A 25,837-nucleotide genomic window follows, 5' to 3' on the forward strand; every position below is an offset into this window, starting at 1 on the left:
CTGGATGGAGGCGTTTTGATGGCCTATAAGAGAGCGTCCACAGGCTTCATGTGGAGCGTGCTTGCTGGCGATAGCGGTGGTGTCAGCCCAGTGAAGGGGATGTTCAACCGCCCGGGGCCAGCATCCTGATTGGCGTGCCAGCCGCCCAGGCCTGCAAGTCCTCGATCATCTGGCCGTAGAACTGCTGGTAATTCTGCCGGCTGACGTACCCCACGTGAGGCGTGGCCAACACGTTGCCGAGGGTTCGGAACGGGTGGTCGGGCGGCAACGGTTCCTCGGCGAATACGTCCAGGGCGGCGCCAGCCAGGCGTTTGTGCCGGAGCGCGTCGATCAGGGCCGCCTCGTCGACAATCGGCCCGCGCGCGGTATTGACCAGCAGCGCCTCGGGCTTCATCCAGCCCAGGGCCTGGGCATCCACCAGGCCCTGGCTGCGTTCGCTGAGCACCAGGTGGATCGAGAGGACATCGGCCTGCTCGAACAGCGCTTGCTTGCTCACGTAGGCCACACCGGCTGCGGCGGCTCGCTCGGCGGTCAGGTTTTCGCTCCAGGCGATCACGCGCATGCCGAATACCTGGCCGAACTGCGCCACTCGCGTGCCAATGCTGCCCAGGCCCAGGATCGCCAGGGTCTTGCCGTGCAAATCGCCGCCTAGGCCCTGTTGCCACAGCCCGGCGCGCAGGGCGTTGGCTTGCGCCACGAGATTGCGGCTCAGGGCCATGACCAGTGCCCAGGTCAACTCCGGCGCAGCGTGCTTGTAGCTTTCGGTGCCGCACACCTGGATACCCAGTGTCGCGGCGGCCTTGAGGTCAAGGGCGGCATTGCGCATGCCGCCGGTCAGCAGCAGTTTCAGGTTGGGCAGGCGGCACAGCAGTCCTTCATCGAAACGGGTGCGCTCGCGCATTACGCAGATGACGTCGAAGCGCTGCAGACGCTCGGCGAGGGTATCGCGGTCGGCGGGGTAATCGTGCAGAAAGGTTACCTCGCCGATGCCGTCGAGCGCTGACCAGTCCACCACGTCCCTTGCGACGTCCTGCCAATCATCGATGACTGCAATGTGCACCGCCATGGAACACCTCTTCAGGGAATGGGTTTGTCCAGCCAGCCCAGCAGGGCCTTGTGGAATCGAGCTGGCTCTTCCATCTGCGGCGCATGGCCCAGGTTGGGGAACTCTACCAGTGTCGACTGTGGAATCAGTTCGGCGACCTGCTTGCCCAATACGTCGTAGCGGCCCAGCTTGGCTTTCACGGCCGGCGGCGCGATGTCGCTGCCGATAGCGGTGGTGTCGGACGTGCCGATCAGCAGCAGCGTGGGGACTTTCAGGTCCTTGAACTCGTAGTAGACCGGCTGGGTGAAGATCATGTCGTAGATCAGCGCTGAGTTCCATGCCACTTGGGTATGCCCCGGGCCCTTGTTCATTCCGGCGAGCATGTCGACCCAGCGGTCGAACTCCGGTTTCCAGCGTCCGCCGTAATAGGTATTGCGTTCGTAGGTGCGAATGCCCTCGGCGCTGAGTTTCAGCTCGCGTTCGTACCACTGGTCGACCGTGCGGTAGGGCACGCCGAGGGCTTTCCAGTCTTCCAGGCCGATAGGGTTGGCCATTGCCAGGCGCTCGACCTGGTCAGGAAATTGCAACGCGTAGCGGGTGGCAAGCATGCCGCCGGTGGAGTGACCCATCACGATGGATTTTTGCACGCCGAGGGCCTTGAGCAGCGCCTGAGTATTGGTCGCCAGTTGCTGGAAACTGTATTGGTAGTGGTCCGGCTTGCTGGAGGTGCAGAAGCCGATCTGGTCCGGGGCGATGACCCGGTAACCGGCGTCACTGAGCGCCTTGATCGAATCGCCCCAGGTGGCGGCGCAGAAATTCTTGCCATGCATCAACACCACCGTGCGGCCGTTGGCCTTGCCTTGGGCGGGTACGTCCATATAGCCCATCTGCAATGACTTGCCTTGGGACTGGATGGGGAAATGCTTGAGCGTATAGGGATACTCAAAACCCTCAAGCTGCGGTCCGTAGGCCGGGCCTTCAGGTGGGTTCGCGGCCTGGGCGAGCAGCGGCAGGGCAGCGGTCAGGAACAGGCTGGGCAGCCAGCGGACGGTGGAACGCGGCATGGTCGATCTCCTTTTTGGCAACCGGCCGATCCTGGAACGGCTCGATTATGGCGACATTAACCACAGGCAACCCAAGCGCAGGAACGTTCAACCCATCCAGCCGAGGGTCGCCCAGGTGAGCACGCCGTAACGCAGGCCCTTGGCCAGGGTCACGATCACCAGGAAGCGCCGCCAGGGCTCACCCATCACGCCTGCGACCAACGTCAGCGGATCGCCGATGATGGGCAACCAACTGAGCAGCAGCGTCCAGTACCCATAGCGTTGGTAATGGCGGCGGGCCTTGTCCAGATGGGACGGGCTGACCGGGAACCAGCGGCGGTCCTTGAATTGTTCCAGGCGTGTGCCCAGCCACCAGTTCACCAGGGAACCGAGGACGTTGCCGAGGGTTGCAACGGCCAGCAGCAGCCAGATCGCATAACGTTCGCTGAGTAGCAAGCCCACCAGCAGCGCCTCGGATTGCAACGGCAACAGGGTCGCCGCGCCAAACGCCGCGAGGAACAGCCCGATGTACGCTTCGCCCATCAATGGGCCGGATAGTCCGCCACCACGGTTTGGGTCCCGTCTTTTTTCAGGCCGATCACTCGGTAGGCATCGCTCATGCCGTCCATCTCCATGCCCGGCGAGCCCATCGGCATGCCCGGCGCGGCCACGCCAAGCAGGTCGTCGCGTTTGCTCAATGCCAGTACTTGCTCGGCCGGAACGTGGCCCTCGACGAATTTGCCGTTGATAACGGCGGTGTGGCACGAACGCAGGTTCGGTGCTACGCCCAGGCGCTGCTTGACCGGACTCATGTCGGCCTCGACGTGGTCGTTGACCTTCAAGCCGTTATCTTGCAAATGGGAGATCCACTTCTTGCAGCAGCCGCAATTGGCGTCGCGATGGACGTCGATGGTGACCGGTTCGGCGGCCTGGGCCAGGGAGGTCAGGAACAGGGCGCTCAAGGCGAGCAGATGCAGGGGATTGGCCATGGGAGTGGTCTCGTAGCGAACGGTTTGGAGGGAGGATAACAGAGTAGCGAGGGCGAGCTGACAGCGGGCTGAGGCGGGGATTACACAATTGTCAGGTTGGGCGCAGTGACGCCCTTTGTGGCGAGGGAGCAAGCTTCCTCGCCACAAATCTGCTTTTGAAGGGGACTAGCGAACCTTGAACCGCCCCATGATTGCATTCACCCGGCTATTGGCATCCAGCAGCTGGCGGGTGTTGTTCTCGCTGGCGAGGCCGCTTTCCACCAGTTCTTCGACCATGTGCCGGATCTGCACCATGCTGCGGTTGATTTCCTCGGTCACCGCGCTCTGTTGTTCGGCGGCGGTGGCGATCTGGGTGCTCAGGCTGTTGATCTGGCTGACGGAGCCGGCCATTTCGTCCAGCCCCGAGTTGACCCTTGAGGTGGCGTCGGCGGCCGATTGGCAACTGGCTTGGGTGTTTTCCATGGCCGCGACCGACGAACTGACACCTTGGGTCAGGCGGGTGAGCATCTCGTTGATTTCCGAGGTGCTGGCCTGGGTCCGGGCGGCAAGGGCGCGAACTTCGTCGGCCACCACCGCGAAGCCACGGCCTTGTTCACCGGCCCGGGCGGCTTCGATGGCGGCGTTAAGAGCCAACAGGTTGGTTTGCCCTGCGATGGCGCCGATCACGCCGAGGATCTCGGTGATGCGTTGTGCGTCCTGTTGCATGCTCTCGACCTTGCGGGTGGCACTGGCCACTTCCTCGATCAGCGCCACGACGCTGTTAGATGCCTCTCCGACCACAACCCGGGAGCGATCGGCATGCTCGTTGGCACGCTGGGTAAACGCTGCCGTCTCGGCGGCGTTCTGCGCGACGCTTTCAGCCGTGGAGCTCATCTCGGTGATGGCGGTCACGGTCTGGTCGGTTTCCGAGGCATGGCGCATGAGGATTTCGCTGGTATGGGTCGAGGTCCGTTGCAGGTTATCCAGGCTCGACGCCATGGCACCGGTGGCCTGGGTGACTTCACCGATCATGTCTTGCAGATAGGCGATGAAGCGGTTGACCGAGTGACCGATGGCGCCCAGTTCGTCCTCGGCGCGGATGGTGATGCGTCGCGTCAGGTCGGCATCGCCATTGGACAGCGCATCGATGTTGCCCTTGAGGACCTTCATGCGGTGGGTCAATTGGCGGATCGCATACAGCTGCATCAGCACCAGCAGGACCACCAGCGGAATCTGCAACAGGCTCAGCGTGCTCAATACGTCATCACGCTGGGCGGTGATCAGGCGGGTCGGCAGCGCGGTGGCGAGGAACCATGGCGAGCCCTCGATGGGGCGCATGAAGAACGTGCTGGCTTCGCCTTTGTTATCGAATTCGACGCGTTGCAACGGTTGGTCGCGGTGGGCCAGGCCAGCCTTGACCTGGGCGGCGAAGGGCGAGTCCGCCGCCAGTTCGCTGATGTTTTTCAGCACGATCTGGCCGTTGATGCGGGAACTGTTGCTGATGATCTTGCCGTCGCCTTCGACGATCAGCATTTCGGCGCTCAAGTCGGCTTCCTTGCGCGCGATCAAGTCGTTGAAGAAGCCCAGGGTCACGTCGATGGTGGAAACGCCGTAAGGCGCGCCATTTTTCTGGATGGACATGGCGCAATTGGTGCGAGGCTCGGCGCTGGCGTCGTCCTTGTAAGCGGCCGCCCAGGCGCATTTTCCGGGAGGAGTGGCCATGCCGCCCTTGTGCCACGGTTGTTCGTAATAGTTCGGCGCGGCGTCGCTGTTCCAGAACGTATTGACTGCCAGCTTGCCGGAGGCGTCACGGTGCCAGAAAGTGCTGAATTTTCCGCGGCCCTCTGCGCGCTGATTGGGCAATGGCCAGATCCCGCCGCCGAAGACTTTCAGCTCGCCGTACTGGTCCACCAGGCCCGGCAATACCTTGTCGATGGCATCGCTGTCGAGCAGCGGGATGGTCTGGGTAATGCTGCGTTGCTGTGCCTGTACCTTGTTCAGTTCGCCTTGGATCTGTTCGGCGACCTCGGCAATGCGGTTCAGTGCCACTTGCTCCTCGGTGTGACGCAGCTTGGGCGCGACGAGGTAGCTGATGCCGACAACGGTCAGGGTGGATAACACCAGGATGAACAGAACCAGGAACAGCGTGTAGCGGGCCTGAATGGTGCGCAATGAGGGCATAGCGGCGTTCCTTGCACGAAGGCATCTTTCGGAAACAGTTTGGGATAGGCGTACCGATTCTATCGGCGTCCTTGCCAATAGCTTGAGCGCATGTCAGGGGGATATCAGGCGGCCGAGCTGGCCTGGGTGTTTTTCCAGGCTTGAGCATGCGCCTGCAATTCATCGTGTAGCCGTTGCATCGGCGCTGAGTCCAGCGTGAGCCTGCGCACCTGGGCGATACGGTGAAACAGCGCCTGCCAGCGTTGCGTGCTTTCGTTGGGCATTATTCCGGTGAAGAAGAACCCGGCGGCCATCAGCAGGCGGTAGTCAGTGCAAAAGTGCCGACCGAGGCCGAGCCGTACCGAAAGCGGCCAATGGGCTGGCAAATGTCGCAGTTGCCCGACGAGGCAGGCGTCCATGCGCTCGGCCACGATGTCGATTCGTCCAGGCAAATGGCTTACCCGCAGCGGTTGTATCGCCGTCGGAGTCTCGTCGAGGGTGGTTCCGAATTGCGACGCCAGTGGATCCATCAGCCATTGGTATTGAGCAGGCCATTGAAGATGCGGCAATGGCCGATCGTTGCCGCCGCTGACCTGACAGCCAATGACGATGGTTTCGGCCCGGCCCGTGGCGAACGGAGAGGGCACGAAATCGGGCAACAAGCCGGTGTCATGAAAGCCGAGCCGTTGTGCCAGCCGTTGGCTGTAACGATGGCTGGTGACTTGTTTGATCGATAACCTGGCGAGCCCGAGCGCCTGACGACGGTTCAGGAGTTGCTCTCCCAGCCGCGTGGCAATCTGCGCGCCCTGCAAATTAGGATCGACCGCCACCAACGCCAGCTCGGCGTCCTGGCTCGCAGGCTGCTGGCGACACAGTGCGGCATGACCGACCACGTGATCGCCAATCACCGCGACCAAGGATTGCCACCGGCCCTGGAGATTGTGCTGGCTGATCATCTGCGGCATGTAGACGTCCGGCGAGACGTAGTGATCGCCGTACACTCGACGGAACAGCTCGCAGGTACCGGCACTGTCCGTAGCGCTGAAAGGCCTGATGACCACCCGGCTCATCCGCCGTTCCTTTCTGTCGGCGTACCGTAGACCCGACGATCGATGATCGACAGGTGCTTGCCGGAACGGGGATGGCGTTCGAGCTCCTGCGCACTGCAGGTCTGGATATCCACGCGGATTTTATCGAGGCCAGGATATTGCTCGATCAAGGCGTCTTTCAGTTCTCGCGAGCGCGTTTGGCCAGCGTTCGCCTGTGCATCGGGCAGCCACTTGAGGAGCACGCGATCATTATCCTGGACGTGCTCGATAATCAATTGCCATTGAAGATCGCCGCCCATGCGTCGGACGATGTCGTTGATTTCTTCGGGGAACAGCGACAACACACCCACCCGGACACGACGGCTCTGTGCGCTGCGCCCTTGAAGGGCGAACTTGCGCCGTGGCGTGCCGGCAGGCTCGCACCAACTGGCCCGATCTCCTACCGGGTATCTGACAATAGGCATCAGGGTCCGGGCAAGGTTGGTCACCACCAGGTTACCGGTTTGACCGCAGGCCTCGATGACCTCACCGCTCAGGTCGTCGATGATCTCTACCCGTGTCTGTTCGTCGAACACGCGATGCTCCCCCAAACCGCAATCGGCTGTGCTGGCACCGACCAGGCCGGCATCCACACTGGCGTATCCGATCGACGCAAAGCGAGCGCGGGGAAACGCCCGCTTCAAGGTTGGCATCTGGCTTTCGAACAGGTTCTCGCCGCCAAACAGGATGGTGGTGATTTCTGGCAGCGATCGGCCTTGTCCGTTGACATGGCTGGCAAATGCCAACAAGTGCGCAGGCACGCCCACCAGCACATTGATGCGGTGCCCGGCGATGGCCTCGGCCAACACGTCGAGTTCCACCGATCCGGTGAAGGGGAACTCGGTGATGGGTACGTCCACGCTGCAGAGCGCGCCATGAATGAACAGGAAACTGGCGTACAGGTCGCCAGAAAAAAACAGGTTGGCGATTCGATCTCCAGCGTCCAATTGGGCGGACAGGCTGCGACCGAAGCAGTCGAGCATTAATTGCCATTCAGCGTGGGTGTATACCGAAAACTTGCCTTGGCTGGTCGTGCCGCCGGTTTTGAAGACCAGCGCATCGCTGACTTTGTCGGTCAGTACTCGCCAGTTATCCAGGTCATGGCTGCCTTTCCAGTATTCATTTACATCAACAACTGGCAGTTGTTCGAAGGCGCATCCCTGGGAGGGCAAATGGCTTAACTGCGTGTTGAAGAAGGCTGAATGCGTGCGGATGTGGTTGAGCCACTGCTCGTAAGATAATGAAGCGCTCATCAGGATTCTCTCAAGGCTTGAAGGTCTGCTTATCGATAACGGATGGGCTCACTGGCCGCAGATCCTGCGGTCAATTACCAGCGGGACTTTGCCGCTGTGTTTATTGCGTTCGAAGTGCTCTATCGGACAACTCTGGACGTTCAGGACCAGCAGCGCGGCGTCTACAGGTATGCGCAGCGGTGCAAGCTCCAGCACTTTGCGTCGAACCGTTTCGGCGTCGCCGTTGGTGCGAATCAGCAAGCGTTCACAACCGTCGCTCTCATGGTCGAGGATGACTTGAATGGCCGCTTGCGCCCGTTCGGCCAGTTCCTGGGTATTGACGAACTCCGTAGCGATGCGCACCAGGCGCCCGTGGCGCTCGCGCAGCTCGAATCTCGGCGACTCCAGGCCACACGCGCACGGGCCGGTTAGCCAGCGTCCGAGGTCGCCGACTTCATACCGCTGGAGGGCGCGCGCCTGGCGTTCGCGGGAGGTGAACAGCAGGCGTCCGGTTTCCCCGAAGCCTACCGGCACGTCATCGTCCGGGTGGACGATTTCCAAGGATTGAATATCGTCCATGAGATGGAACACCCCGTAGTCGCCGGCGATGCAGGCGTGACCGAGGGGCCCGGCGTCGACGGTGCCGTAGATAGCCGAGCAAATGCGCGTGACGCCACACGCCTGGAATAACTGTCGGCTTTCTTGCCCAAGGTGTTCGCCGCCCAACATGACTTTGCGCAGACCACCGTAGCCTTGCAGCGTCGGCTGCTGGCTGGAGAACAGACGATGCAAGGTACTCGGCATGCCAACCGCCGTGTTGATACCGTGGTCAACAATCAGCTTTGCAATCTCGTCGAAGTTGTCATCCGCTGGCGCGCTCATGGGGTAGTGCACCACATTCATCTGTTCGAGAATTTTCGAGAAACTGAGAAAACCGCCGTACAGGCTGCCGCCGTAGAAAAGATTGATGACCCGATCCTGCGCAGGATCCAGGCCCGCCGCGCGCAGTCCGTCGGCGGCGGCGCGCATGTGGCGGTCGAAATCCCGGTGACTGTAAGGGGAGAGCACAGGTGCACCGCTGCTGCCGCCGGAGCGGAAGAATAGTTGCGCTTGAGTGGCCGCAGGCAGCGCCATGAATGCGCTCTTGTCCAGGATCGGTGTCAAGGGACAAAGCGACAACGCGGCTGGGGGAGCATCCAGCGTGACGCGGTGACTGGCGACGTCGGCTTCAAGGCCGACCGATACCCGGCGACTCAATCTCTGCAATGCATAGACGCCATCGTGAGGCTCGCCGTCATAACCCTGTTGGACCTGCGCGGTGGAGGTCACCCGAGTAACACCGGCGGTCACCAGGCGGCGCGCCAGTGCAGGTGCTCGTTCCGGTTCGCAGATGAGCGCGCAGCTCTGCAGCACATTGCGCCATGGCAGAAGGGTTTGCGCGAGCGTTCCTTCAGACACGGGTCGCAACAACAAAGTTCGAAACAGCGGCGATGGCTGCAGTTCACGGTGATGCTCCCAAAGAACACGCCAACCGTTACCCGCCCAGACCTGGCCGGTTTGGCCGGCGAAACTGTAATCCAAACGCGCCAGCGCCGTCCGGGTGGTAATTTCACACGCTTCGGCTGCGGTGGTTTCCAGGGCAGGCCAGCGTCCGGTCCGTCGCTCGAAAGCGGCGGCCAGGCCGTTGCCCAATGCCTGCAATTGCACTGGATCGTCACTGTCCACCAGCAGCCATTGCGGGCTGGAGCATGCTTGTTGATCGAGGCGGCAGATTTCGTCCACCAGGTTATCCAGCGCCTGTGGGCTTGCCGCTAGAGGCGTGATATAGGCGAAGCTGATCCGATGGCCCCAATCGATCCAGCGGCAGCCACTGGGAAGCTGCTCGCGCAAGGCTGTGAGGGCCGTTTCGCCGCCCCAGGCGCTGACGCCCTGCGCCAGAGCAAAGAGGCGGCCGGTTTCCTGGGAGGGCACGGGCAATACCGCCACGTAGTCGCGCAATCGGCCACTCGAATCACATTTCAGGTACGCCGCCAGCAGCCGCGCCGTCAGGTCGCCATCACGGGTGCTGGGTCGCAGCCAGTTCACGTTGCCCGCCAACAAACCTTCCAGCACCGCGCAGAAGCCCAGCAAGGGTGAATTGCCCGGCGTCACATGCACCACAAGTCCCAGGGGCTGCCAGCTTTCGAAGGGGCCGTCGCAGTAATCGATCCGCCGTAGCGAGCGTGGGGTCAGGCCCAGTTCGCGCTCAAGCTTGAGGCGCAGGTGCTTGCGGTCACAGAAGGCGATCAGCGCCTGGCGCTGTTCCTCGTCGAGCATCGGGCTTTGGTCGCTCGATTGCAGCGTCCGCACGAACGCTTCTGCGCAATCGAGCACCTCTTCGCTGCGGGGCGGGCTGTCCAGGAGGACGGGCAGTTGCGCTTGCAGTTGTTCAAGTATCGCTTCGAGCGGCAGCTCGGCGTTCAGTTGGCCATTGACGAGGTACATATCAGTTTTCCTTGATCAGTTCGGCGGCGGCCATGGCGCAGCTTCGGCTGGCACTGGTGCCGGCTCGACCGTGCAGCTCGAACCACTGGGATGGCAGGCCGCATTCGCAGTTGGCCGGATGCAGGGTCGCCAGGTCGCTCATCACCACGGCATGGGCCGGACTGGATGAGATGTAAGGTGATACGAACGACAGCAACCCTGCCTCGCCGAACGGCTGCACGCTGAAGTTCGCGGGGTGGCGCACGAAGACTTTCGAATAGACCGGTACGTGGAACCGATGGCGTTCACATTCGATGTAGGGCACCGCGTGCTCGACCGCGCCATAACCATCACGGCAGCGATGGGGCTCGATGCCCAATTGCCGGGTGATGCGTTCGTAGACTTGCTGGCGGGGGATTTCCTGGGCTGCCTGTTTCTTCCAGCCCCCGCCCAGGAAAACCAGCGAGGCGGGGTCGAGCTTCAGGTCGGGCTGGGCGGTTTCATCCATGCGCTCAAGCACATGCCACAGCAGCGCCGGAAAACCGAATATGCGCACGGGCAGCCCTTCTTCGGCGAACGACTGCAAGGCGGCGATCACCCCGAATACATCGAACTCGTGGCCCTTTCCGGTACGCCTCAGGGCATAGGCGACCCGATTGGCCGGTGCGAAGCGGCAGAGGAACTGATCGGTATATGCCGTACCGAGCCGATTGGTCGCTTCGGGCTCGTGGCTTAACAGCAAGTAATTGCAAGGTAAGTTCGGCGTGGCCCAGCCGTAATGGTTGAAGATGTTTGCCACCATCCCTTGGGCCGCCGCCATGCTGCGCTCGTCGTAGCGCATGCGGCTTTTCTGACCGCTGGTGCCCGAAGACGTGAGCTCCAACGCATCTTCGGCGGTGGGGCTGAGCAACAATCGCTGTTTGAAGTAATTCGCATAGATAGGCGGCAGGCGCGACCAGTCGGTCAGGTGCTCCAAGTCGCCCACCGTAAGGCCGTTGGCGTTGAGCCAGTCTTCGTAGCCGGGCGAGTGATGGCAGTGGAACAGGCTGATTTCAGCCATCGCCTTATCGAACAACCCGGGAGGCACCAAATCGCAGCCATACGGTTGCGGCAGTGCGCAAAGCGCATCGGCGTAGGGAAAATGAATCATCAGGTTTTCCTCAGAGAGGTGGGAGTTCAAACGTGAGCGGACGGTTGCGTCATGAACAGACGCAACGCAAGAAGACAGCTGAGCCCGGCGATGCCGGCCATCAACGCAAAGGATTGCAGGCTCGCCCCGGCACCCAGCAGGGCCAACAGCGAGCCCGCCGCGCTCATCACCGCGATGGAAATCATCCCGACCATGGCCGAGACCAGCCCCTTGCTGTCGTCGCTGGCGAACAAGGCCAGTCGATACAGCGCGGCATTGCCCATACCGAGCCCGACGGCGTACAGCGACAGGGCGCTAACCAACACGGTGAGAGAAAGATCGAATCGGCTGGCCATGACCAAGGCGACCAGGCCAGCACAGAAGGGCCAGAGGCTGTAGCGGACCACTCGGCGGACGCCGACCCGCTCTACCAGGGCGTTCAGCAGGAAATTGCCGACGATTACCGCCGAGAAAACCGGGATCTGCCAAACCCCGTACCACAACGGCGACAGGCCCAAACCTTGGATCAACAGCAACGGCGACAGGCCGATCCAGGCAATCAGCGGCAAGCTCATCAAGCCCAGCGCGACGCTGGCCGACATGAACCCGACATGGCCCAGCAACGCGCCATATCGCCTGACCAGCGAACGCAGGTCTAACGCCTCGACGTCCGGCGTTTTTGCCGCAGCGTGGATGTTTCGCGGCATGAACCACCACAAGGCGAGCCAGCTCACCATGCCGAGGCCGGCCAGCAGCATGAACAGCTCGCGCCAGGACAGCCATTGCAGCAGCAGTCCGCCCACCAACGGCCCCAGCAACGGCGAGAGAAGGGCGAGGTTGCCCAGCAACGCCATGACTTTCACGGCGTCAGCTTCGCAAAATACTTCTTGTATGGCCGGATAGCTGACCGCAATCACAAAGCCCAGCCCCATGCCTTGGATCAGACGGAGCCCATTGAACCCGTGTATGTCGGTGACCTGGGTGATTGCCACGCAGGCGACCACAAACCCGCCACAACCGGCGAGCATGAATGGGCGTCGGCCATGGCGGTCCGACAACGGGCCGATCAGCCACGGCAGCAGGATGCCGCCCAAAAGGTACAAGTTAAACGCATAAGGGATTTGGTCGGCAGGCGCGTCCAGGTCCTGGGTCACCTCGAGCATGGCGGGCATGACCAGGTCGCTGGCCATGTAGGTGAGGCACTCGAAAAGGGCGATTGCCAGGCAGAAGCCTGCCAGGCGGATGGGGGAGGAAATAGTCGACTTATTTTGCATGGATTCCCAACGTCGGTTTCGGCAGAAGAGGCTTTCTTCTTTTTCGAGACTACGTTGGTGATCACCATCGTCGGAAGGCGTTTTGCCTGGTATTTCTCTAAGAAAACGGCCCTATTGCTGTAGGACGTTTCCTTCGCTGGCGGGGGTTGCCGGTGCTGGACAAGTCAATCCAGTCGCGCGAAAACGGCGGTCGGCTGTACCATATGGCCCTGCGCGCATCCCGCCATGCAACAGGCAAGGCAAGGCAAACGCCAGCCAAGCAGGTTGGGTGCAGAACGGAATACTTCAGGAAGCTGGCAAATGACTCATTCGCAACGATTGAAATACTCGATTCTGGTGGTGCTCGTCGTCCTGGCGATCATGCTGGGGCTGTCCTGGATGCAGGGCAAAGGCATGATCAGCGAGCAGCTGTTTCAATACATCGCCATCGCCGTGGCGGTCATTGTCGTCGTGATCAACGGCGTGATGCGCCGCAAGGTCAAGCCTTGAGCGCCGGTCACCTCCCAGGGTTGAGCAAGGCCACGGCGCTGTGGTGCAAGCTGTAGCTTTTATCGGGATTGAGTGTCACCACGCCCTCGCTGCACAGGCGCTTCAATACCTCGCGCACGCTCAGGAAGGACAATGGAATGTCCAAGCCCAGCAGGTGGCTGTGAATGCCTCGCACGCCCAGGCGACGATCGTCATCGGCGGCCTTGAGCAGCGCATCGATGACCTTGAGGCGGATCAGGCTGGTCCTGAGCCCATAGCTCTTGAGCAGACGCTTGATCTGTTCGTTCCCGCTTCGGTCCACCGACCCCGGGAACTCACGGTGGGTGGCGGTCATCGTGACACGGGCCGATCCTGGCTTGCCCTCCATGGGCACTTGCGCGTTATGCATGTAAAGACTCCTTACCAGCCTGACAGAAAAGATCACGAATGCTCTCCTGTATAGGACGAACGAGAGCGACCAATCATGAGAGCCTTGATCTGAAAAAATTGCCTGGATGGGGCCGAGTCCCCGTAAAATCGGGTCGCCACGCCATTAATTTTTTTTCATCCGGTTCGTTCTCAAGGTAGGCACATCCGCGTTCAAGCATGCGGTGTGGATTTTCAGGGCGGTCCGCTTGTATGCCGTGGGCGTACCGGTCACCGTCCTGGTTCTTGAAAGCGATCGAGCGGGAGTGAACGTGGGAATGTCCGGGCAGTTATCGAGGGTTTGCTTTGCCGGTGCTTTGCTGGGGATGACCCTGGGGTTGAGCACCGTTGTCAGCGCGCGAGGCGCGCCAGAGCCGGCCACTGCCGACATTCGTCGCACCAGTTTTGGCGTGCCGCATATCCGGGCCCAGGATGAGCGGGGGTTGGGGTACGGCATCGGGTACGCGTATGGGCAGGACAATTTATGTTTGCTGGCCAATGAAATCGTGACGGTCAATGGCCAACGCTCGCGTTATTTTGGCCCGCAACAAGTCACGGTCGAGCAACGGGAGAACCGGGCCAGCGACCTATTTTTCAGCTGGCTCAATACACCGCAGGCTGTCTCCGGTTTCTGGCAGGCCCAGACGCCCGAGGTCCAGCAGTTGGTGGAAGGCTACGTGGCCGGCTACAACCGCGCGTTGGCTGAGCGCAAGGGCCAAGGCCTGCCTGAACAATGCGACGGCGAGTGGGTGCGCCCGATCACTGCCCTGGATCTGGTGAAGCTGACCCGGCGCTTGTTGGTGGAGGGGGGCGTCGGCCAGTTCGCCGAGGCCTTGGCCGGTGCGCAGCCACCCAAGGCGACCGCACAAGCCGACCTATCGACGTCCGGCTTCGCCGTCGCGGCGGCCCGCCAGCAGCGTTTTGCCCTTGAACGCGGCAGCAATGCCCTGGCCATCGGCAGCGAACGTTCCTTCAACGGGCGCGGCATGTTGCTGGCAAACCCGCACTTCCCCTGGTTGGGTGGCATGCGTTTTTATCAGATGCACCTGACCATACCTGGCAAACTCGACGTAATGGGCGCGGCCCTCCCAGGCTTGCCGATGATCAATATCGGCTTCAGCCAGCACCTGGCCTGGACCCACACCGTCGACACGTCAAAACACTTCACACTGTACCGCCTGCAACTGGACCCCAAAGACCCGACGCGCTACCTGTTCGATGGCAAGTCAGAGCCTATGAATCAGCAAACGGTCACGGTGGATATCAAGCAAGCCGATGGGCAGGTCAAGCCCGTTTCGCGGGTGGTCTATGGCTCCAGGTTCGGGCCGATCGTGCAATGGCCGGGCAAGCTGGACTGGGATAACCGGTTCGCCTACAGCTTGCGCGATGCCAACCTGGAAAATGATCGGGTACTGGCGCAGTGGTACGCGATGAATCGCGCCGTCACGCTCAAGGATCTGCAGGACAGCGTCCAGCGCATCCAAGGGATTCCGTGGGTCAATACGCTGGCGGTGGACGACCAAGGTCACAGCCTGTACATGAACGTCTCGGTGGTGCCCAACGTCGACGCCCAAAAGCTTGCCCGCTGCAGCGATCCCAGGGCTGGCCAGAAGCTGATCGTGCTGGATGGCTCGCGCAGTGAATGTGATTGGAACATCGACCCCGAAGCCGTGCAAAAGGGCATTTACGCGGCCAACAAGCTCCCGCAGTTGTTGCGCCGTGATTACGTGCAGAACTCCAATGATTCCGCCTGGATGGCCAACCCCTCGCAGCCCTTGTCCGGCTATTCGCCGGTGATCAGCCAGCAAGACCTGCCGCTGGGCCTGCGGGCGCGATTTGCCCTGGATCGACTGGGCCAGTTGGCCATGAACGGGCCAGTGACCGCGGATGACCTGCAACGCATGGTCATGGACGATCAGGTCTATCTGGCCGATCAGGTCATGCCCGACCTGTTGGCGTTTTGCGCCGGCGACCTAGGAGCCGATGCATCGGCGTTGGCCGAGGCGTGCACTCGTCTGAAGAACTGGGATCGCACCGCGAGCCTGGACAGCGGCGTGGGCTTCGTCCATTTTCAGCACATCATGCAGGCGTTGCAGGCTGTGCCTGGTATCTGGCGCGTCGCGTTTGACCCGAAGGATCCGCAACATACCCCTCGCGGCCTGGCGGTCGAGCGGCCTGCGGTGGCCGAGGCATTGCGTCAGGCCATGCGGGCATCGGAGGGCGCGGTGAAGGCGGCCGGGCTGTCTGCGGACAGTCGATGGCAGGACATACAGGTCGCCAGCAGCGGTGCCCATCGCACGCCTATTCACGGCGGACCTGGGGAATTGGGTATCTATAACGCGATCCAGAGCGTGCCGGGCGCGAACGGTAAACGCGAAGTGGTCAGCGGCACCAGCTATCTGCAAGTGGTGACGTTTGACGGCAACGGTCCCAATGCTCAGGGGGTGTTGGCCTTCTCCCTCTCCAGTGATCCCTCATCGCCTTATTCCGCGGATCAGACCCAGGCGTTCTCGAACCAGCAATGGAGTGTGCTGCCCTTCACCGAGCAGCAGATCAAGGCCGACCCGCATTATCAAGCGCTGATTATTCGAGAGGCTGATCGAGCAGCAAAGGTGGCGACGCAATAGTCAGGCCGAGCCGAACAGAAAGCCGCGACCCGTATGGGTGGCGGCTTTTTCAGTTTCGGGGTGGGCGGCCGATGGCATTGAGCACCAGGTTGCCGTCCTTGTTCTGTGTCAGGTAGACCGGCAAGACCTTAGGCAACGTAGGCACGAGGTTCTTCACCTCGTTGAGGTTGTAGATACCGCCGATACGCAAGGTGCCCGTGCTGTTGTCGGCCAGCATGACGGGGTGGTCGAGATAGCGATTGATCAAAGGCAGTGCGTCCGAGAGGGCGAGGTTATCCAGCACCAGCTTGCCGTTACGCCACGCCAATGAACTGTCATCGACCCCGACCTCGCGAACCCGCGGTTGGAAATCGCCAGCCTTGTAGCTCGCCTGCATGCCGGGTGACAGCTGTGAACCGCCAGCATTGGACGCCTTGTGGCTGGTCACCCAAACGGAACCTTCCAGCAGCGTGACCCGTACCTGATCCTGATACAGCCAGACGTTGAAACGAGTACCCGTCACGCGTACCTGGCCCTGGCCTGCCCGGACGACGAACGGATGCCGGGTATCATGGCTTACGTCGAAAAAAGCCTCGCCTTTTTTCAGCGTGACCCGACGCTCGTCCCTGTAGTTGGCGAACACCAACTCGCTGCCCAGGTTGAGTTCTACCTGGCTGCCGTCGTCCAGGATGATCTGACGCACGCTCGTGCCAGCCTCGAATCGCTGATAGGCGTTGGGTAGCCATCCCAGATTCCAACCGGTGAACGCGGCCAGGGGCAGGCCCAGGGCGAGCACCGTGGCAGCGATGGCCAACCGGACCCAGCCCGACCGAGGACGTCCGATGCAAGCGCCCGGTGCTGCCTCGACACGCGGCAAATGCTCGGCGACACCCCAGATTTCCAACATGGCTTCGTATTCAAAAGCGTGCAGGGAATCAGCGTCGTGCCATTGCTTGAACGCCAGCCGCTCGGCCTCTGTGCAATCTTCAGCGTGCAAACGCATACACCAATGGGCGGCCGCATCGGTAATGGCGTCGTATTCGGCTTCCGAGAGTGTTCGTTCGGTCATTGGCTCTTCCTGGTTCGCTGCATTCTAACCTTCGGCATGAGCTGTCGAGAACAGCCGTTAGGGTGTTTGAGCAACAATGAGCCGTTTTTTCTCGTGTCATAGCCTACCGTCGCATACCCTGCGTGAAAAAATGATCAACATCCCAACCCAGATCACGACGCCACAACTTTGCGGGTGGGACTCACATGGAGTCGCCGTCCCAATTCACAAATCAAAAGCGTGAGCGAGTCGGCGTTACGCAGCATGACGTCGATGCGCTTGTCGGGCAGAGTCGGGTCGAGGAACGCGTCACGTGCGCCATTCATGTTTTCAGCGCCGGTTATCTTCAGGATTTCTCGGACGGTGTCCTTATACATAGGCAATTGCTCGATGTTCGTAAGCCTGTTGTCTGATTCATTCCATTGCGTAAACAATTTCGATTTAGGCGTGGCCAATGAAAGTCCTTCCTCTTGCTTGGCCTTTAGCGTTTCGTATTCCTTTCGTCCCGTATGGGTCATTGTCGGAATCAAGTCCAGAAATGGATACGCCGCATCCAGGTAAACGATATCGAGTGTATTGAGCAGTTGATGGGAAACTTCGTGGATGAAGGTGGCTGCCTGGCCATGCGCGTCGACATTGAAGTAGTTGGGTACGGCGGACTTATACCAATCCAGTCCCATGTCGAAGAAATATTGCGTGAGATAAATTCTTTCGACTCTAGCGGGTTCCAGGACAAAGGCTGTTGCCCTATCCCCTAGATGTTTAAGACTGCCGACAACGATGTTTTCTCCATTCTGCTGCGCCCATAAGGGGTTGGCTAATGCCTGGCATATCGGTGATATCGCTGCGTCTATTTTGCGGATAAGACTGGCGTCGACGACGCTTACGCCAAAAAATGCCTTCAGGTAGGTATCGAGTCGCGAGCCTGGAAGCACCTGTCGTTTCAGTCGTTCCACATTATAAAGGGCGTTGGAGCAATAGAACCGTGCCGTCTCCAGTGCTTGCACGATCATATTTGCGCGATAAGGGTATTTCCCGCGTATTTCCGCCATGCCCCGTGCTTCGATATTCAATGATCCCTTGGCCTTGAAGTCGCTGTAGGTGACGGCCATTTTCGACCCGGCCTTACCAAAGCGAATCGTCTGGCGCTGTGGATCAATCGCCCATTTCGAGTCAGCAGGCGAATACTTCAATATCGGTCCTTCGCCGTCGTCATGAATGATTCGCCATGCCAGGCCGGCTTTTGCCACTTGATACACCTTGCCGGCGAGGGGAATGTAAAGCTTGCCGGTTTCCACTGCCCTGTACATTCCGTGCATCAAGTTTCGTTGAAGATCCGAGAGACTGACATCCAAGGCTTCGAAGACTTGCAGGTCGGTGCGGGCCGACGCCGTGCATGCGATGTCCTTCCAGTTCAACGGTGGCGGGGTGCTCGCCGAAATGGGTTCGATGGGGTCAAGAAGGCCGAATGTATCGTTGCGATTCAAAAAACCAAGGGAAACCATTTCCGCGGCGCCCGCGATAAAGTTGTGCAGCCCGCTCTTCCAATCATGCCGCTGCAAGTCTTCGGCGGAATCCTTGAAGTCCTGGTAGCTCTCCCAGAGTGTTTCCAAAAAGGACAGTTTGGCCGGTAACTGTTTGCCCAGCATCCTGACGCCGGTGCTGAACAGCTGGAGGACTGTGGCCCAATCAGACTGACGGTGGTTCTGGGTTTGCGCGGTCAACATATCTGCCAGTAACGCCGCATTGTCGTCATACAGCGTATGCAGAACATTTGTATTGATGGGACTGAAGCCCAGGGTTATCTCCGATTGTTTCCCACGGGTGGAGGCGAAGAGATTTTTAAACGTGGCTTGTTGCTCCTTGGGAAGCCGGCGAATCAGCAAATCCTGGAGCGCGCCGGGCGTATTGAATGCAGCGACGATGCTCTCTTCATTCTCGAACTCTTGTAGCTGATCTCCGTCATGGTAGGGCGAATACAGAACATGAGGGCTGGTTGCATCGTTAGTCGAACTGAACAGGTAAAGCCCCAACGCTTTGATCGCGGCACCGCCTTCGGTTTTGATCAGCTCCAGAGGGCGGAAGTATGCGCTGAAACCATCGACTGCTTGGCGGGCGATGGCGTCCGGCATGTCCATTATTTGCCGAAACAGGTCGTATGCCGTCGGGGAAAGGTGTTGCTGTAGATACCGTGCGTGAGCGTACTGCAACAATTGCCAAGGGAGCTGTTGGCGAAAGCGCCGTTTCCTCGACTGAGCGTCCGCAGCGCTGCCGGAAAGTGCTTGGGTTACATGGTTTTTATAGGTGCTCGGGATCTCTAGCGACGATAACATTTGCCGCACCGCCGTCTCGTTCAAACCACCGGGCAACGGCTGCGTGGACGTTGACGAAACCTTGAAACCCTTCTCGGTCACATCGACGTGATGCAAGGCGAAGTCGGTCAACGAACTGGCTGGCCCCACGATCGCCAGGTTGGGCGTGATCTGGATAGTTTCCGGGTCCAGGTTTTTCCGGGGAAAGCGCGCGTCCAATAGCGTTTGCATTTTTTTCTGCACATAAGTTCGCAGGGGCTCGATGCCATCCAGGTAATCCTTGCCATCGGACACGCTGTTTTTATATTGCTCGACCACTTCTACGTGCACGCGTTTTTCTTCAAGGGGGGCCGTGCCAAGCCAGGCGGGTAGTTTCTGCTGGCGTTTATTTGCCTGGGCAATGGATTTGGCGCGTTCCAGATTGGTGGGCGCTCCTTTGTTCACGAGCGCCTGAAGACTTTTGACCAGTGCCGGCCCGGTCAGTCTCCAATCGCCGGCTTTCAACGTGCTCAGATAGCCATATTCGGCCTCAAAGTGCTTGATAAACGAACTCATCCGATTTACCAGCACGTTGTCTTCGATCAATTCATACGCATGGAGCTGGTAGCGTCTATGGGGCGGGCGTTGAGGGGCGGTGAGATTTTCGAGTAAGCCAAAGCGTCTTTGAGAGTCGAGCAGATGTTGATTCAATTTCTGGGTGGCAATCTCAATGGACGAAAAACCCTGCAAGCCCTCGGCGGGGTTCCAAAGGATTGCCATGCCTGAGTAGGGAGTATCGAGTCCTCCACGCTCGGTTAATAAAAAACAATTGGCGAGAGGCAACTGAATCGTTTGGCCTTCTTCACTGCAAGCGAGCGTCAACGAATAGACGTCCGGCCGAAAACCCCTGACGGTTTTACGTTGTGAGCGGTCCGGGTAGTCTGAGTCGTAGGCAAAAACCGTTTGGATCAGCTCATTCGCAATCGACGGCAGGCTCGAATCAAGTTCCCTGAGTTCGGCCTCGGCGCGGATACCCAACGAAAAAACATTGGTCAGTTCAGCCAGCAGCGGCCTGAGTTGGTTGTGCAGCGAAACGCCGGGGGAGGTCGGTAACTGACCAAAGAGGCCGTCGAAAGCGTCTTCCACATCGGTATAGCTCTTGATTTTTCTTTCCAGTTGATCGGCCATGAAGTTGGATGGGCGCAGGTCGCCATGAAATGCCGGATGCGTCCCCCAATGTCCGGCGGTTGGCTGGCTCAAAAGGCTTTTGTTAATGAACGCACGTATATCCAGCGCCTTGTCGATCAACGAATGGATGTCGACATCGGCCTGGCGAGACATTTCCAATGCGTAATGGAAGTTATTCTTCTGCTTTTCGATTATCGCGCTTGCCAGGGTTTCGGCTATCGGCAAGTCCAGTGCTTTTCCCGAGAGCTGCGGTTCATCAAAGCGCAGGAAGCGGTTACGCTCTTCCAGGCCCAGGAGGCTATAGATTTTTTCCTTTTCTACGCTGCTCGCGGATTGGCCGTACAGCCTGTCCTTGAAACCTGAATAGTTGCTTATTTTTTGAAAGCCTTCGAGGGGCGTATAAAGATAATGTCCCTTGGCGCTGATCATCATGGAACCGGCAAGCTCCACGTAGTGCGGTTCATATTCCCAGAGCCGAATGGTTTCGATGAACAGCAGAGGCTCGTCTCGGCGGGAGGGGCGGAATAACCGAAGCAGCTCCTGACTCTGCTCATCCGTCAGTTGTTTTTTCTCCCGCTCGATCAGGATGGAGGCCCATAATCCATCGTGAATGACATGAGATAGAAGTTTGCGTCGTGACATATAGAAAGAGGATGTCGTTCCCTCCCAAAATGCATCGATAGAGCTGATCAGCGTCGCAATCAGTGTTTTGGCCGTGTCCCTTATGAGGTCTTCCCATTGCTGCGCGGTGTAGGAGGATTCAGGCGTCCCGGGATGAGTCAGATCGATGTGATGGCCGGCAGGCCAGCCCTGATTATGAAAGTAGTCCAGGACTGCATCGCTCAGTGGGATGCTTTCAGTCACCGGGATTGCCTTCGGATCTCCCAAGTGAGTCCCCTTGATGAATGCCACTCGAATCTGTCGATGGTCCAGGCCTGGCGCCGCCTCGTTCAATACTTGGTCAAGCATCGATCTTAGCGAGGGCAGCTGGATCAGTTCGTTCACCAGGGCCCGGGCATTGAGGCTCTGCGCGTTCTCGATGGATTCGAGCTGGGCGTTGAAAACATCCCCGACGATGATTTGCCTGGTTTGACTGATGTCGGTGGTGCTGTTCAATTCGCTACGCTGGGAGATCGGCAGGAGGCGAAAGAGATCGTCGTGTTGCGCCGTGTCCTGGCGCATCTGCTCAATCTTTTCTTCGAGGGATGCCAGGTTGTCGAACTTTTCGATTCCACGACTGGGCGTATAGAGGAAAGCCGGGGAGGTGATTGTAAGGCTGTTGTTTGACGAGGCGCTGAGGGTGAAGCAGCCGGCCAGTGCAATGGGCGGTTTTTCCTCGGCTTGCAACAGAATCGTTTCGGCGAACATCGGCGGCGTCTGCGCCGTACGTTGCGTATGGCTGGGCAAGGAAACATGGTGCAGCCAGTCGAGGTCGGCCTGGGTCAGCCCGTGGGGAGCGGTTAATTCGTCCAGGCGAGTGGCGTTCAATACCTCCGGAAATAGCAGTGGCGTGGTTTCTGTGGTCATCGTTGCTTCTCGATCAAGGCGCCGAAAGACGGCGCGAATAGGACACAAGGGCCGAGACTAGGCAACGATGGATGGGTGAGGGTGGTACATAGTTATTGCACGCCGGGCTTCTTTGGTCTGCGGCAGGGAAGGATTGGCAGTGCGCGCCTGAAACAGTGTTTAATCACCCGGCGGGTCCTTTACGCTGTTGCTACCTCCAACAATCATTCCGGAGCTTCAGATGTCTGCGCCATCCGATCATGCCGCTTCTTGCACCTTATCTTTCGATGCTCTGGTGAGTTTGCTGGAGCAGATTTTCCTGCGTCATGGCACCTCGTCCGAGGTCGCTCGCACATTGGCCGAAAATTGCGCCGCCGCTGAGCGCGATGGAGCCCACAGTCATGGGGTGTTCCGTATTCCCGGCTACGTCTCGACGCTAAAGAGCGGCTGGGCCGATGGTCAGGCGGTACCGGTGGTCGAGGACGTTGCCTCCGGGTTTCTACGGGTGGACGCCTGCAACGGGTTCGCCCAGCCGGCGTTGGCTGCCGCTCGTCCACTACTGATAGAGAAGGCCCGCAGCGCCGGGATTGCGGTGCTGGCGATACGCAATTCCCATCACTTTGCGGCCCTGTGGCCGGATGTCGAACCGTTTGCCTATGAAGGTCTGGTAGCCCTGAGCGTGGTGAACAGCATGACCTGCGTAGTGCCCCACGGCGCGGACCGGCCTCTGTTTGGCACCAACCCGATTGCCTTCGCCGCGCCCCGGGCCGATGGCGAGCCGATTGTCTTCGACCTGGCCACCAGCGCCATCGCCCATGGCGATGTCCAGATCGCCGCGGGCAAAGGCGAGCTGCTGCCGCCAGGCATGGGCGTGGACAGCCTCGGCCAGGCGACCCGTGATCCAAAAGCCATTCTCGAAGGTGGAGCGCTCCTGCCATTTGGCGGGCACAAGGGCTCGGCGTTGTCGATGATGGTCGAGTTGCTGGCCGCTGCCCTGACGGGCGGTAACTTTTCGTTTGAGTTCGACTGGAGCAATCATCCAGGTGCGAAGACGCCGTGGACCGGGCAGTTGCTGATCGTGATCGATCCGAGCAAGGCCGCCGGGCAAAGTTTTGCCGAGCGCAGCCAGGAGCTGGTCAGGCAGATGCATGGCGTTGGATTGCGGCGATTGCCGGGGGATCGACGCCACCGTGAGCGGAGCAAGTCCAATGAGCGCGGGATTACGCTGGATGAGCAGACGCTGGCGCAGCTGCGGGAGTTGGCGGGACAGTGAGTGCTCAAGGATTACGAGAACGTATGGCGAGGAAGTGCGCTTCCTCGCCATGGACCCGAGCTCAGCGCCGTCCGAGCAGTAACCCCACCACCAGCCCGAAACCCGCGGAAATCGCCACGGTCTGCCACGGATGCCCGCCGATATAGACCTCGGTGGCATCGACCATCGGACGGGTGCGCTCCCGGGCGTTGGCGACCGCATCCAATGCCTGTTGCAGCTTCTGCGCGATTTGGCCCCGAAGGTTTTCGGCATCTTCGCCAACCAGGGATGCACCGCTCTTGAGTAGCTTCTCCGACTCTTCGATCAGCGCTTTCAGTTCGCTGAAGGCTTGATCCTTGATTTGCTCTCCGTTGGATTGTGCGGCGCTTTTACGGGCCATTGAGGTGCTCCTTGAAGATGATGGCAATGATCAGTGGAGTGCTTCGCTTGCTTAAAAGTTGCAGCATCTGCGGTAGGTCCGGGCAGCGCATCTAAAATCATGGTTAAGACGTTTCAGCGCAAGGTGTAAGATGGCGCCTATTTACGCGACAGGAAATTCCCCCATGAGCTTCAATCTCGCTGATAAGCCCTTGGCCGAGCGCGCGGCGCTGGAAGATGAAAAATCCCGACTGTTCGAGCTGTGGCAGAACAATCTGGGCAAGGCCAAGGGCGACGCTGCCCGGCTGTTCGGTGAACGTTCCAAGCGCAAGGGCAAGTGGTCAGAGTGGGTGCGCGCCGAGCTGGACGGCATGTCGCCACCGGAATACGCCAACATGGTGCGCAGTGAAGTCAATCGCCTGATGGCCGCCAATAAATAAACTTCACTTAAAGGTTGCGACGATAGCTTCGCCGGGGCGTGCGTTTCAGGTGATTCACCAATTGGCCGCGGACCCCGGTAAATCAAGGGTGCCGCGGTCGACGAAACGCATCGTGCCGAACAATCCGCCGGCGAGTTTGCCCTTCAGCACGTAGGGCAGGTTGTCCAGGCTCTGAGTCTGGCCCAGGCCCAGCGTCTGACGCAGGACGGAAAAGGCCGAGATGCTCACGGGTACGCTCAACAGGCCTTCGGAGAAACGAGGTATCGAGCCGGCCTGGTCGCTGACTCCTGTCGCCAGCGTATGGCCGTTGACCTCCAGGTCCAATGCCACGCCGTTATAGTCGATGGGGGTTTCGTTGGGGTTCTGCAGCCGCAGCTTCACGGCAAAGCGCATTTCCAAGCCCTGGCTGGGCAGCGGCTCTATCCCGACCACGTTGATATTCAGCGGGTCACGGTGCGGGACGAGCGCGCAGGCGCTGAGGCCGAGCAGCATCAGGATGAGGGAAAAGCCGAGGAATTTGCGCATGAATATGCTCTCTCGTGTAAGAAACGTGTTGGCACCATAACTCAAGGCATATCCCTGGAAACCTGCAAATTCTGTGGCGAGGTGTTTGCTTTTTCTACTGACAGTTTCTGACACCAGCCTCTGCTAATCTGCTGCAACTTTCCCCTGCGGACTCTTTCATTGTGTCGCGAACCACTCGGCTGCTCACTTTGCTGCAAGTCTTGCGGGGCAAGCGATGCCCGGTTACCGCCGCGACATTGGCGGCCGAGCTGAAGGTGTCCGAACGCACGCTCTATCGCGACATCGCCGAACTCACCGCCTTGGGCGCACCGATCCAGGGCGAGGCGGGCATCGGTTATGTGTTGCGCAGCGGCCTGTTCCTGCCACCCTTGATGTTCACCGCCGACGAAATCGAGGCCATCGTGCTGGGCTTGCGCTACGTCGACCAACGCGGCGATGAAGTGCTCGGCAAGGCCGCCGCCGATGCCTTGGCGAAAGTCGAGGCGGTGCTGGCTCCAGGCTTGCGCGACGCCTTGCACAACCCCACCGTGTTGCCCGGTCCGCCGGGCTATGGCTACCCGAGCAACACGGTAGAGCTGAACGTCTTTCGCCAGGCCATTCGCTCTCAAGCCAAGCTGCATATTGATTACGCCGACGTCAACAAGATCCCGAGCCACCGATTGATCTGGCCCCTGGCGCTGGGTTTTTTCAACGAGGCTCGGGTCGTGGTGGCCTGGTGTGAATTGCGCGGTGCCTACCGGACCTTTCGGACTGACCGGATTGCCTGCGCCACTGCCCAGGGCGAGCGCTATCCCGGCAGGCGCAGCGATTTGTTGCGCGCCTGGCTTGCGCTGATGAACCTTGATGAAGCCGGGCGCTTCACTCCTGACAAAAACTGACACAACACTGTTTTAGCATGGCTGCGGATCGATACAACAAGGAGCCATGACATGTCCAATCCCGTCTCTTCCCTGGCCCCGGCCATCGCCGGTTACCTTGCCGCCGCGAATGCCCGCGACAGCTCGGCGGCGACGCGTTTTTTCGCGGAGAATGCCAGCGTGTTCGATGAAGGCAACCATCAGCTCGGCACCCAGGCCATCGCCCAATGGATCGAAGACACTGCGCAACGTTTCCAGCCACGGGTCGAAGTCCTCAACGTGCAGCAGCGGACCGGGAAGGTGCTGGTACAAAACCTGATCTCCGGTACCTTTCCCGGCAGTCCACTGGAGCTGCGCTATACCTTCCGGCTCGATGAGCAGGGGAAAATCAGTCGGTTGGATATCTCTGTGTAGCGAGCAAGCACTGTCTTTGGGGAATATTCCTGGATC

At 59.9% G+C, this 25,837-nt stretch carries 20 protein-coding genes and 2 pseudogenes; 6 read left to right on the plus strand and 16 right to left on the minus strand.

What is annotated here, in order from left to right; all coding sequences use genetic code 11:
• Nucleotides 1-103: 103 nt before the first annotated feature.
• The 11 genes and pseudogenes from J3P95_RS11975 to J3P95_RS12025 form a co-directional block, all read right to left on the minus strand.
• Nucleotides 104-1,066: a D-2-hydroxyacid dehydrogenase family protein gene (locus tag J3P95_RS11975; RefSeq protein WP_434577080.1), complete on the minus strand. Its 963-nt coding sequence runs from the start codon at nucleotides 1,064-1,066 to the stop codon at nucleotides 104-106.
• 11 nt (nucleotides 1,067-1,077) lie between these two features.
• Nucleotides 1,078-2,109: an alpha/beta fold hydrolase gene (locus J3P95_RS11980; protein ID WP_434563348.1), complete on the minus strand. Its 1,032-nt coding sequence runs from the start codon at nucleotides 2,107-2,109 to the stop codon at nucleotides 1,078-1,080.
• Nucleotides 2,110-2,196: 87 nt separating this feature from the next.
• Nucleotides 2,197-2,631: a YqaA family protein gene (locus J3P95_RS11985; RefSeq protein WP_434563350.1), complete on the minus strand. Its 435-nt coding sequence runs from the start codon at nucleotides 2,629-2,631 to the stop codon at nucleotides 2,197-2,199.
• Nucleotides 2,631-3,077 (minus strand): DUF411 domain-containing protein, encoded by a 447-nt coding sequence (locus tag J3P95_RS11990; RefSeq protein ID WP_434563352.1) that lies wholly within the window; start codon nucleotides 3,075-3,077, stop codon nucleotides 2,631-2,633. The genes J3P95_RS11985 and J3P95_RS11990 overlap by 1 nt, the downstream gene beginning before the upstream one ends.
• Nucleotides 3,078-3,242: 165 nt before the next feature.
• Nucleotides 3,243-3,770: pseudogene (locus J3P95_RS11995) on the minus strand (methyl-accepting chemotaxis protein); the annotation flags it as partial.
• 330 nt (nucleotides 3,771-4,100) lie between these two features.
• Nucleotides 4,101-5,237, minus strand: a pseudogene (locus J3P95_RS12000) (HAMP domain-containing protein); the annotation flags it as partial.
• A 104-nt stretch (nucleotides 5,238-5,341) separates the two neighbouring features.
• Nucleotides 5,342-6,286, minus strand: a complete 945-nt coding sequence (locus J3P95_RS12005) for a GNAT family N-acetyltransferase (protein ID WP_434577077.1) — start codon at nucleotides 6,284-6,286, stop codon at nucleotides 5,342-5,344.
• Entirely contained in the window at nucleotides 6,283-7,557 is a 1,275-nt protein-coding gene (locus J3P95_RS12010; protein WP_434563356.1) for a phenylacetate--CoA ligase family protein, read from the minus strand. Before J3P95_RS12010 ends, J3P95_RS12005 begins: the two co-directional genes overlap by 4 nt.
• A 48-nt stretch (nucleotides 7,558-7,605) precedes the next feature.
• A complete protein-coding gene (locus tag J3P95_RS12015) occupies nucleotides 7,606-10,020 on the minus strand; it encodes an acyl-CoA reductase (RefSeq protein WP_434563358.1) in 2,415 nt (804 codons plus the stop codon).
• A 1-nt stretch (nucleotide 10,021) separates the two neighbouring features.
• Complete coding sequence (locus J3P95_RS12020; protein ID WP_434563360.1) at nucleotides 10,022-11,149, minus strand: acyl-protein synthase; 1,128 nt, start codon at nucleotides 11,147-11,149, stop codon at nucleotides 10,022-10,024.
• 26 nt (nucleotides 11,150-11,175) lie between these two features.
• Nucleotides 11,176-12,402 (minus strand): MFS transporter, encoded by a 1,227-nt coding sequence (locus J3P95_RS12025; protein ID WP_434563362.1) that lies wholly within the window; start codon nucleotides 12,400-12,402, stop codon nucleotides 11,176-11,178.
• Between the two features lie 300 nt (nucleotides 12,403-12,702).
• On the opposite strand from J3P95_RS12025, the gene J3P95_RS12030 reads away from it, so the two are divergent.
• The gene (locus tag J3P95_RS12030) at nucleotides 12,703-12,891 is read left to right on the plus strand and encodes a hypothetical protein (protein WP_186631798.1); all 189 of its coding nucleotides are present in this window, start codon (nucleotides 12,703-12,705) and stop codon (nucleotides 12,889-12,891) included.
• 7 nt (nucleotides 12,892-12,898) lie between these two features.
• On the opposite strand, the gene J3P95_RS12035 is transcribed toward J3P95_RS12030, so the two are convergent.
• Nucleotides 12,899-13,225 (minus strand): fe2+ zn2+ uptake regulation protein, encoded by a 327-nt coding sequence (locus tag J3P95_RS12035; protein WP_434563801.1) that lies wholly within the window; start codon nucleotides 13,223-13,225, stop codon nucleotides 12,899-12,901.
• 349 nt (nucleotides 13,226-13,574) lie between these two features.
• Between J3P95_RS12035 and pvdQ the strand changes: the two genes are divergently transcribed.
• Nucleotides 13,575-15,923 (plus strand): bifunctional acylase PvdQ, encoded by a 2,349-nt coding sequence (gene pvdQ / locus J3P95_RS12040; protein WP_434563364.1) that lies wholly within the window; start codon nucleotides 13,575-13,577, stop codon nucleotides 15,921-15,923.
• Nucleotides 15,924-15,972: 49 nt separating this feature from the next.
• On the opposite strand, the gene J3P95_RS12045 is transcribed toward pvdQ, so the two are convergent.
• Nucleotides 15,973-16,971, minus strand: a complete 999-nt coding sequence (locus J3P95_RS12045; RefSeq protein WP_434577074.1) for a FecR family protein — start codon at nucleotides 16,969-16,971, stop codon at nucleotides 15,973-15,975.
• Nucleotides 16,972-17,123: 152 nt separating this feature from the next.
• On the minus strand, nucleotides 17,124-21,956 hold the full coding sequence (locus tag J3P95_RS12050) for a dermonecrotic toxin domain-containing protein (protein ID WP_434577072.1): 4,833 nt from the start codon (nucleotides 21,954-21,956) through the stop codon (nucleotides 17,124-17,126).
• Between the two features lie 220 nt (nucleotides 21,957-22,176).
• Between J3P95_RS12050 and J3P95_RS12055 the strand changes: the two genes are divergently transcribed.
• The gene (locus J3P95_RS12055; RefSeq protein WP_434563370.1) at nucleotides 22,177-23,208 is read left to right on the plus strand and encodes an Ldh family oxidoreductase; all 1,032 of its coding nucleotides are present in this window, start codon (nucleotides 22,177-22,179) and stop codon (nucleotides 23,206-23,208) included.
• A gap of 61 nt (nucleotides 23,209-23,269) precedes the next feature.
• On the opposite strand, the gene J3P95_RS12060 is transcribed toward J3P95_RS12055, so the two are convergent.
• Complete coding sequence (locus J3P95_RS12060) at nucleotides 23,270-23,587, minus strand: DUF883 family protein (RefSeq protein WP_186610626.1); 318 nt, start codon at nucleotides 23,585-23,587, stop codon at nucleotides 23,270-23,272.
• A gap of 163 nt (nucleotides 23,588-23,750) precedes the next feature.
• Between J3P95_RS12060 and J3P95_RS12065 the strand changes: the two genes are divergently transcribed.
• On the plus strand, nucleotides 23,751-24,005 hold the full coding sequence (locus tag J3P95_RS12065; RefSeq protein WP_076384979.1) for a hypothetical protein: 255 nt from the start codon (nucleotides 23,751-23,753) through the stop codon (nucleotides 24,003-24,005).
• A 54-nt stretch (nucleotides 24,006-24,059) separates the two neighbouring features.
• Here J3P95_RS12065 and J3P95_RS12070 read toward each other — a convergent pair whose 3' ends face one another.
• Nucleotides 24,060-24,530, minus strand: coding sequence for an LEA type 2 family protein (locus J3P95_RS12070; RefSeq protein WP_434563372.1), 471 nt, complete (start codon nucleotides 24,528-24,530; stop codon nucleotides 24,060-24,062).
• Nucleotides 24,531-24,691: 161 nt separating this feature from the next.
• Here J3P95_RS12070 and J3P95_RS12075 point away from each other — a divergent pair, with 161 nt between their 5' ends.
• Nucleotides 24,692-25,408, plus strand: a complete 717-nt coding sequence (locus tag J3P95_RS12075; protein ID WP_434563374.1) for a helix-turn-helix transcriptional regulator — start codon at nucleotides 24,692-24,694, stop codon at nucleotides 25,406-25,408.
• Nucleotides 25,409-25,459: 51 nt separating this feature from the next.
• Nucleotides 25,460-25,801: a nuclear transport factor 2 family protein gene (locus J3P95_RS12080; protein WP_434577068.1), complete on the plus strand. Its 342-nt coding sequence runs from the start codon at nucleotides 25,460-25,462 to the stop codon at nucleotides 25,799-25,801.
• Nucleotides 25,802-25,837: the final 36 nt, after the last annotated feature.

The organism is Pseudomonas sp. Z5-35 (assembly GCF_051131945.1).
Lineage (GTDB): Bacteria > Pseudomonadota > Gammaproteobacteria > Pseudomonadales > Pseudomonadaceae > Aquipseudomonas > Aquipseudomonas marvdashtae.

What these genes read in the sequence shown, in the direction of transcription:
- J3P95_RS11990 (WP_434563352.1), bottom strand. Translation starts at nt 3,077, where the DNA reads ATGGCCAATCCCCTGCATCTGCTCGCCTTGAGCGCCCTGTTCCTGACC.
- J3P95_RS12060 (WP_186610626.1), bottom strand. Translation starts at nt 23,587, where the DNA reads ATGGCCCGTAAAAGCGCCGCACAATCCAACGGAGAGCAAATCAAGGAT.
- J3P95_RS12050 (WP_434577072.1), bottom strand. Translation starts at nt 21,956, where the DNA reads ATGACCACAGAAACCACGCCACTGCTATTTCCGGAGGTATTGAACGCC.
- pvdQ (WP_434563364.1), top strand. Translation starts at nt 13,575, where the DNA reads ATGTCCGGGCAGTTATCGAGGGTTTGCTTTGCCGGTGCTTTGCTGGGG.
- J3P95_RS12005 (WP_434577077.1), bottom strand. Translation starts at nt 6,286, where the DNA reads ATGAGCCGGGTGGTCATCAGGCCTTTCAGCGCTACGGACAGTGCCGGT.
- J3P95_RS12065 (WP_076384979.1), top strand. Translation starts at nt 23,751, where the DNA reads ATGAGCTTCAATCTCGCTGATAAGCCCTTGGCCGAGCGCGCGGCGCTG.
- J3P95_RS12010 (WP_434563356.1), bottom strand. Translation starts at nt 7,557, where the DNA reads ATGAGCGCTTCATTATCTTACGAGCAGTGGCTCAACCACATCCGCACG.
- J3P95_RS12030 (WP_186631798.1), top strand. Translation starts at nt 12,703, where the DNA reads ATGACTCATTCGCAACGATTGAAATACTCGATTCTGGTGGTGCTCGTC.
- J3P95_RS12045 (WP_434577074.1), bottom strand. Translation starts at nt 16,971, where the DNA reads ATGACCGAACGAACACTCTCGGAAGCCGAATACGACGCCATTACCGAT.
- J3P95_RS11975 (WP_434577080.1), bottom strand. Translation starts at nt 1,066, where the DNA reads ATGGCGGTGCACATTGCAGTCATCGATGATTGGCAGGACGTCGCAAGG.
- J3P95_RS12025 (WP_434563362.1), bottom strand. Translation starts at nt 12,402, where the DNA reads ATGCAAAATAAGTCGACTATTTCCTCCCCCATCCGCCTGGCAGGCTTC.
- J3P95_RS11985 (WP_434563350.1), bottom strand. Translation starts at nt 2,631, where the DNA reads ATGGGCGAAGCGTACATCGGGCTGTTCCTCGCGGCGTTTGGCGCGGCG.
- J3P95_RS12020 (WP_434563360.1), bottom strand. Translation starts at nt 11,149, where the DNA reads ATGATTCATTTTCCCTACGCCGATGCGCTTTGCGCACTGCCGCAACCG.
- J3P95_RS12035 (WP_434563801.1), bottom strand. Translation starts at nt 13,225, where the DNA reads ATGACCGCCACCCACCGTGAGTTCCCGGGGTCGGTGGACCGAAGCGGG.
- J3P95_RS12015 (WP_434563358.1), bottom strand. Translation starts at nt 10,020, where the DNA reads ATGTACCTCGTCAATGGCCAACTGAACGCCGAGCTGCCGCTCGAAGCG.
- J3P95_RS12055 (WP_434563370.1), top strand. Translation starts at nt 22,177, where the DNA reads ATGTCTGCGCCATCCGATCATGCCGCTTCTTGCACCTTATCTTTCGAT.
- J3P95_RS12070 (WP_434563372.1), bottom strand. Translation starts at nt 24,530, where the DNA reads ATGCGCAAATTCCTCGGCTTTTCCCTCATCCTGATGCTGCTCGGCCTC.
- J3P95_RS12080 (WP_434577068.1), top strand. Translation starts at nt 25,460, where the DNA reads ATGTCCAATCCCGTCTCTTCCCTGGCCCCGGCCATCGCCGGTTACCTT.
- J3P95_RS11980 (WP_434563348.1), bottom strand. Translation starts at nt 2,109, where the DNA reads ATGCCGCGTTCCACCGTCCGCTGGCTGCCCAGCCTGTTCCTGACCGCT.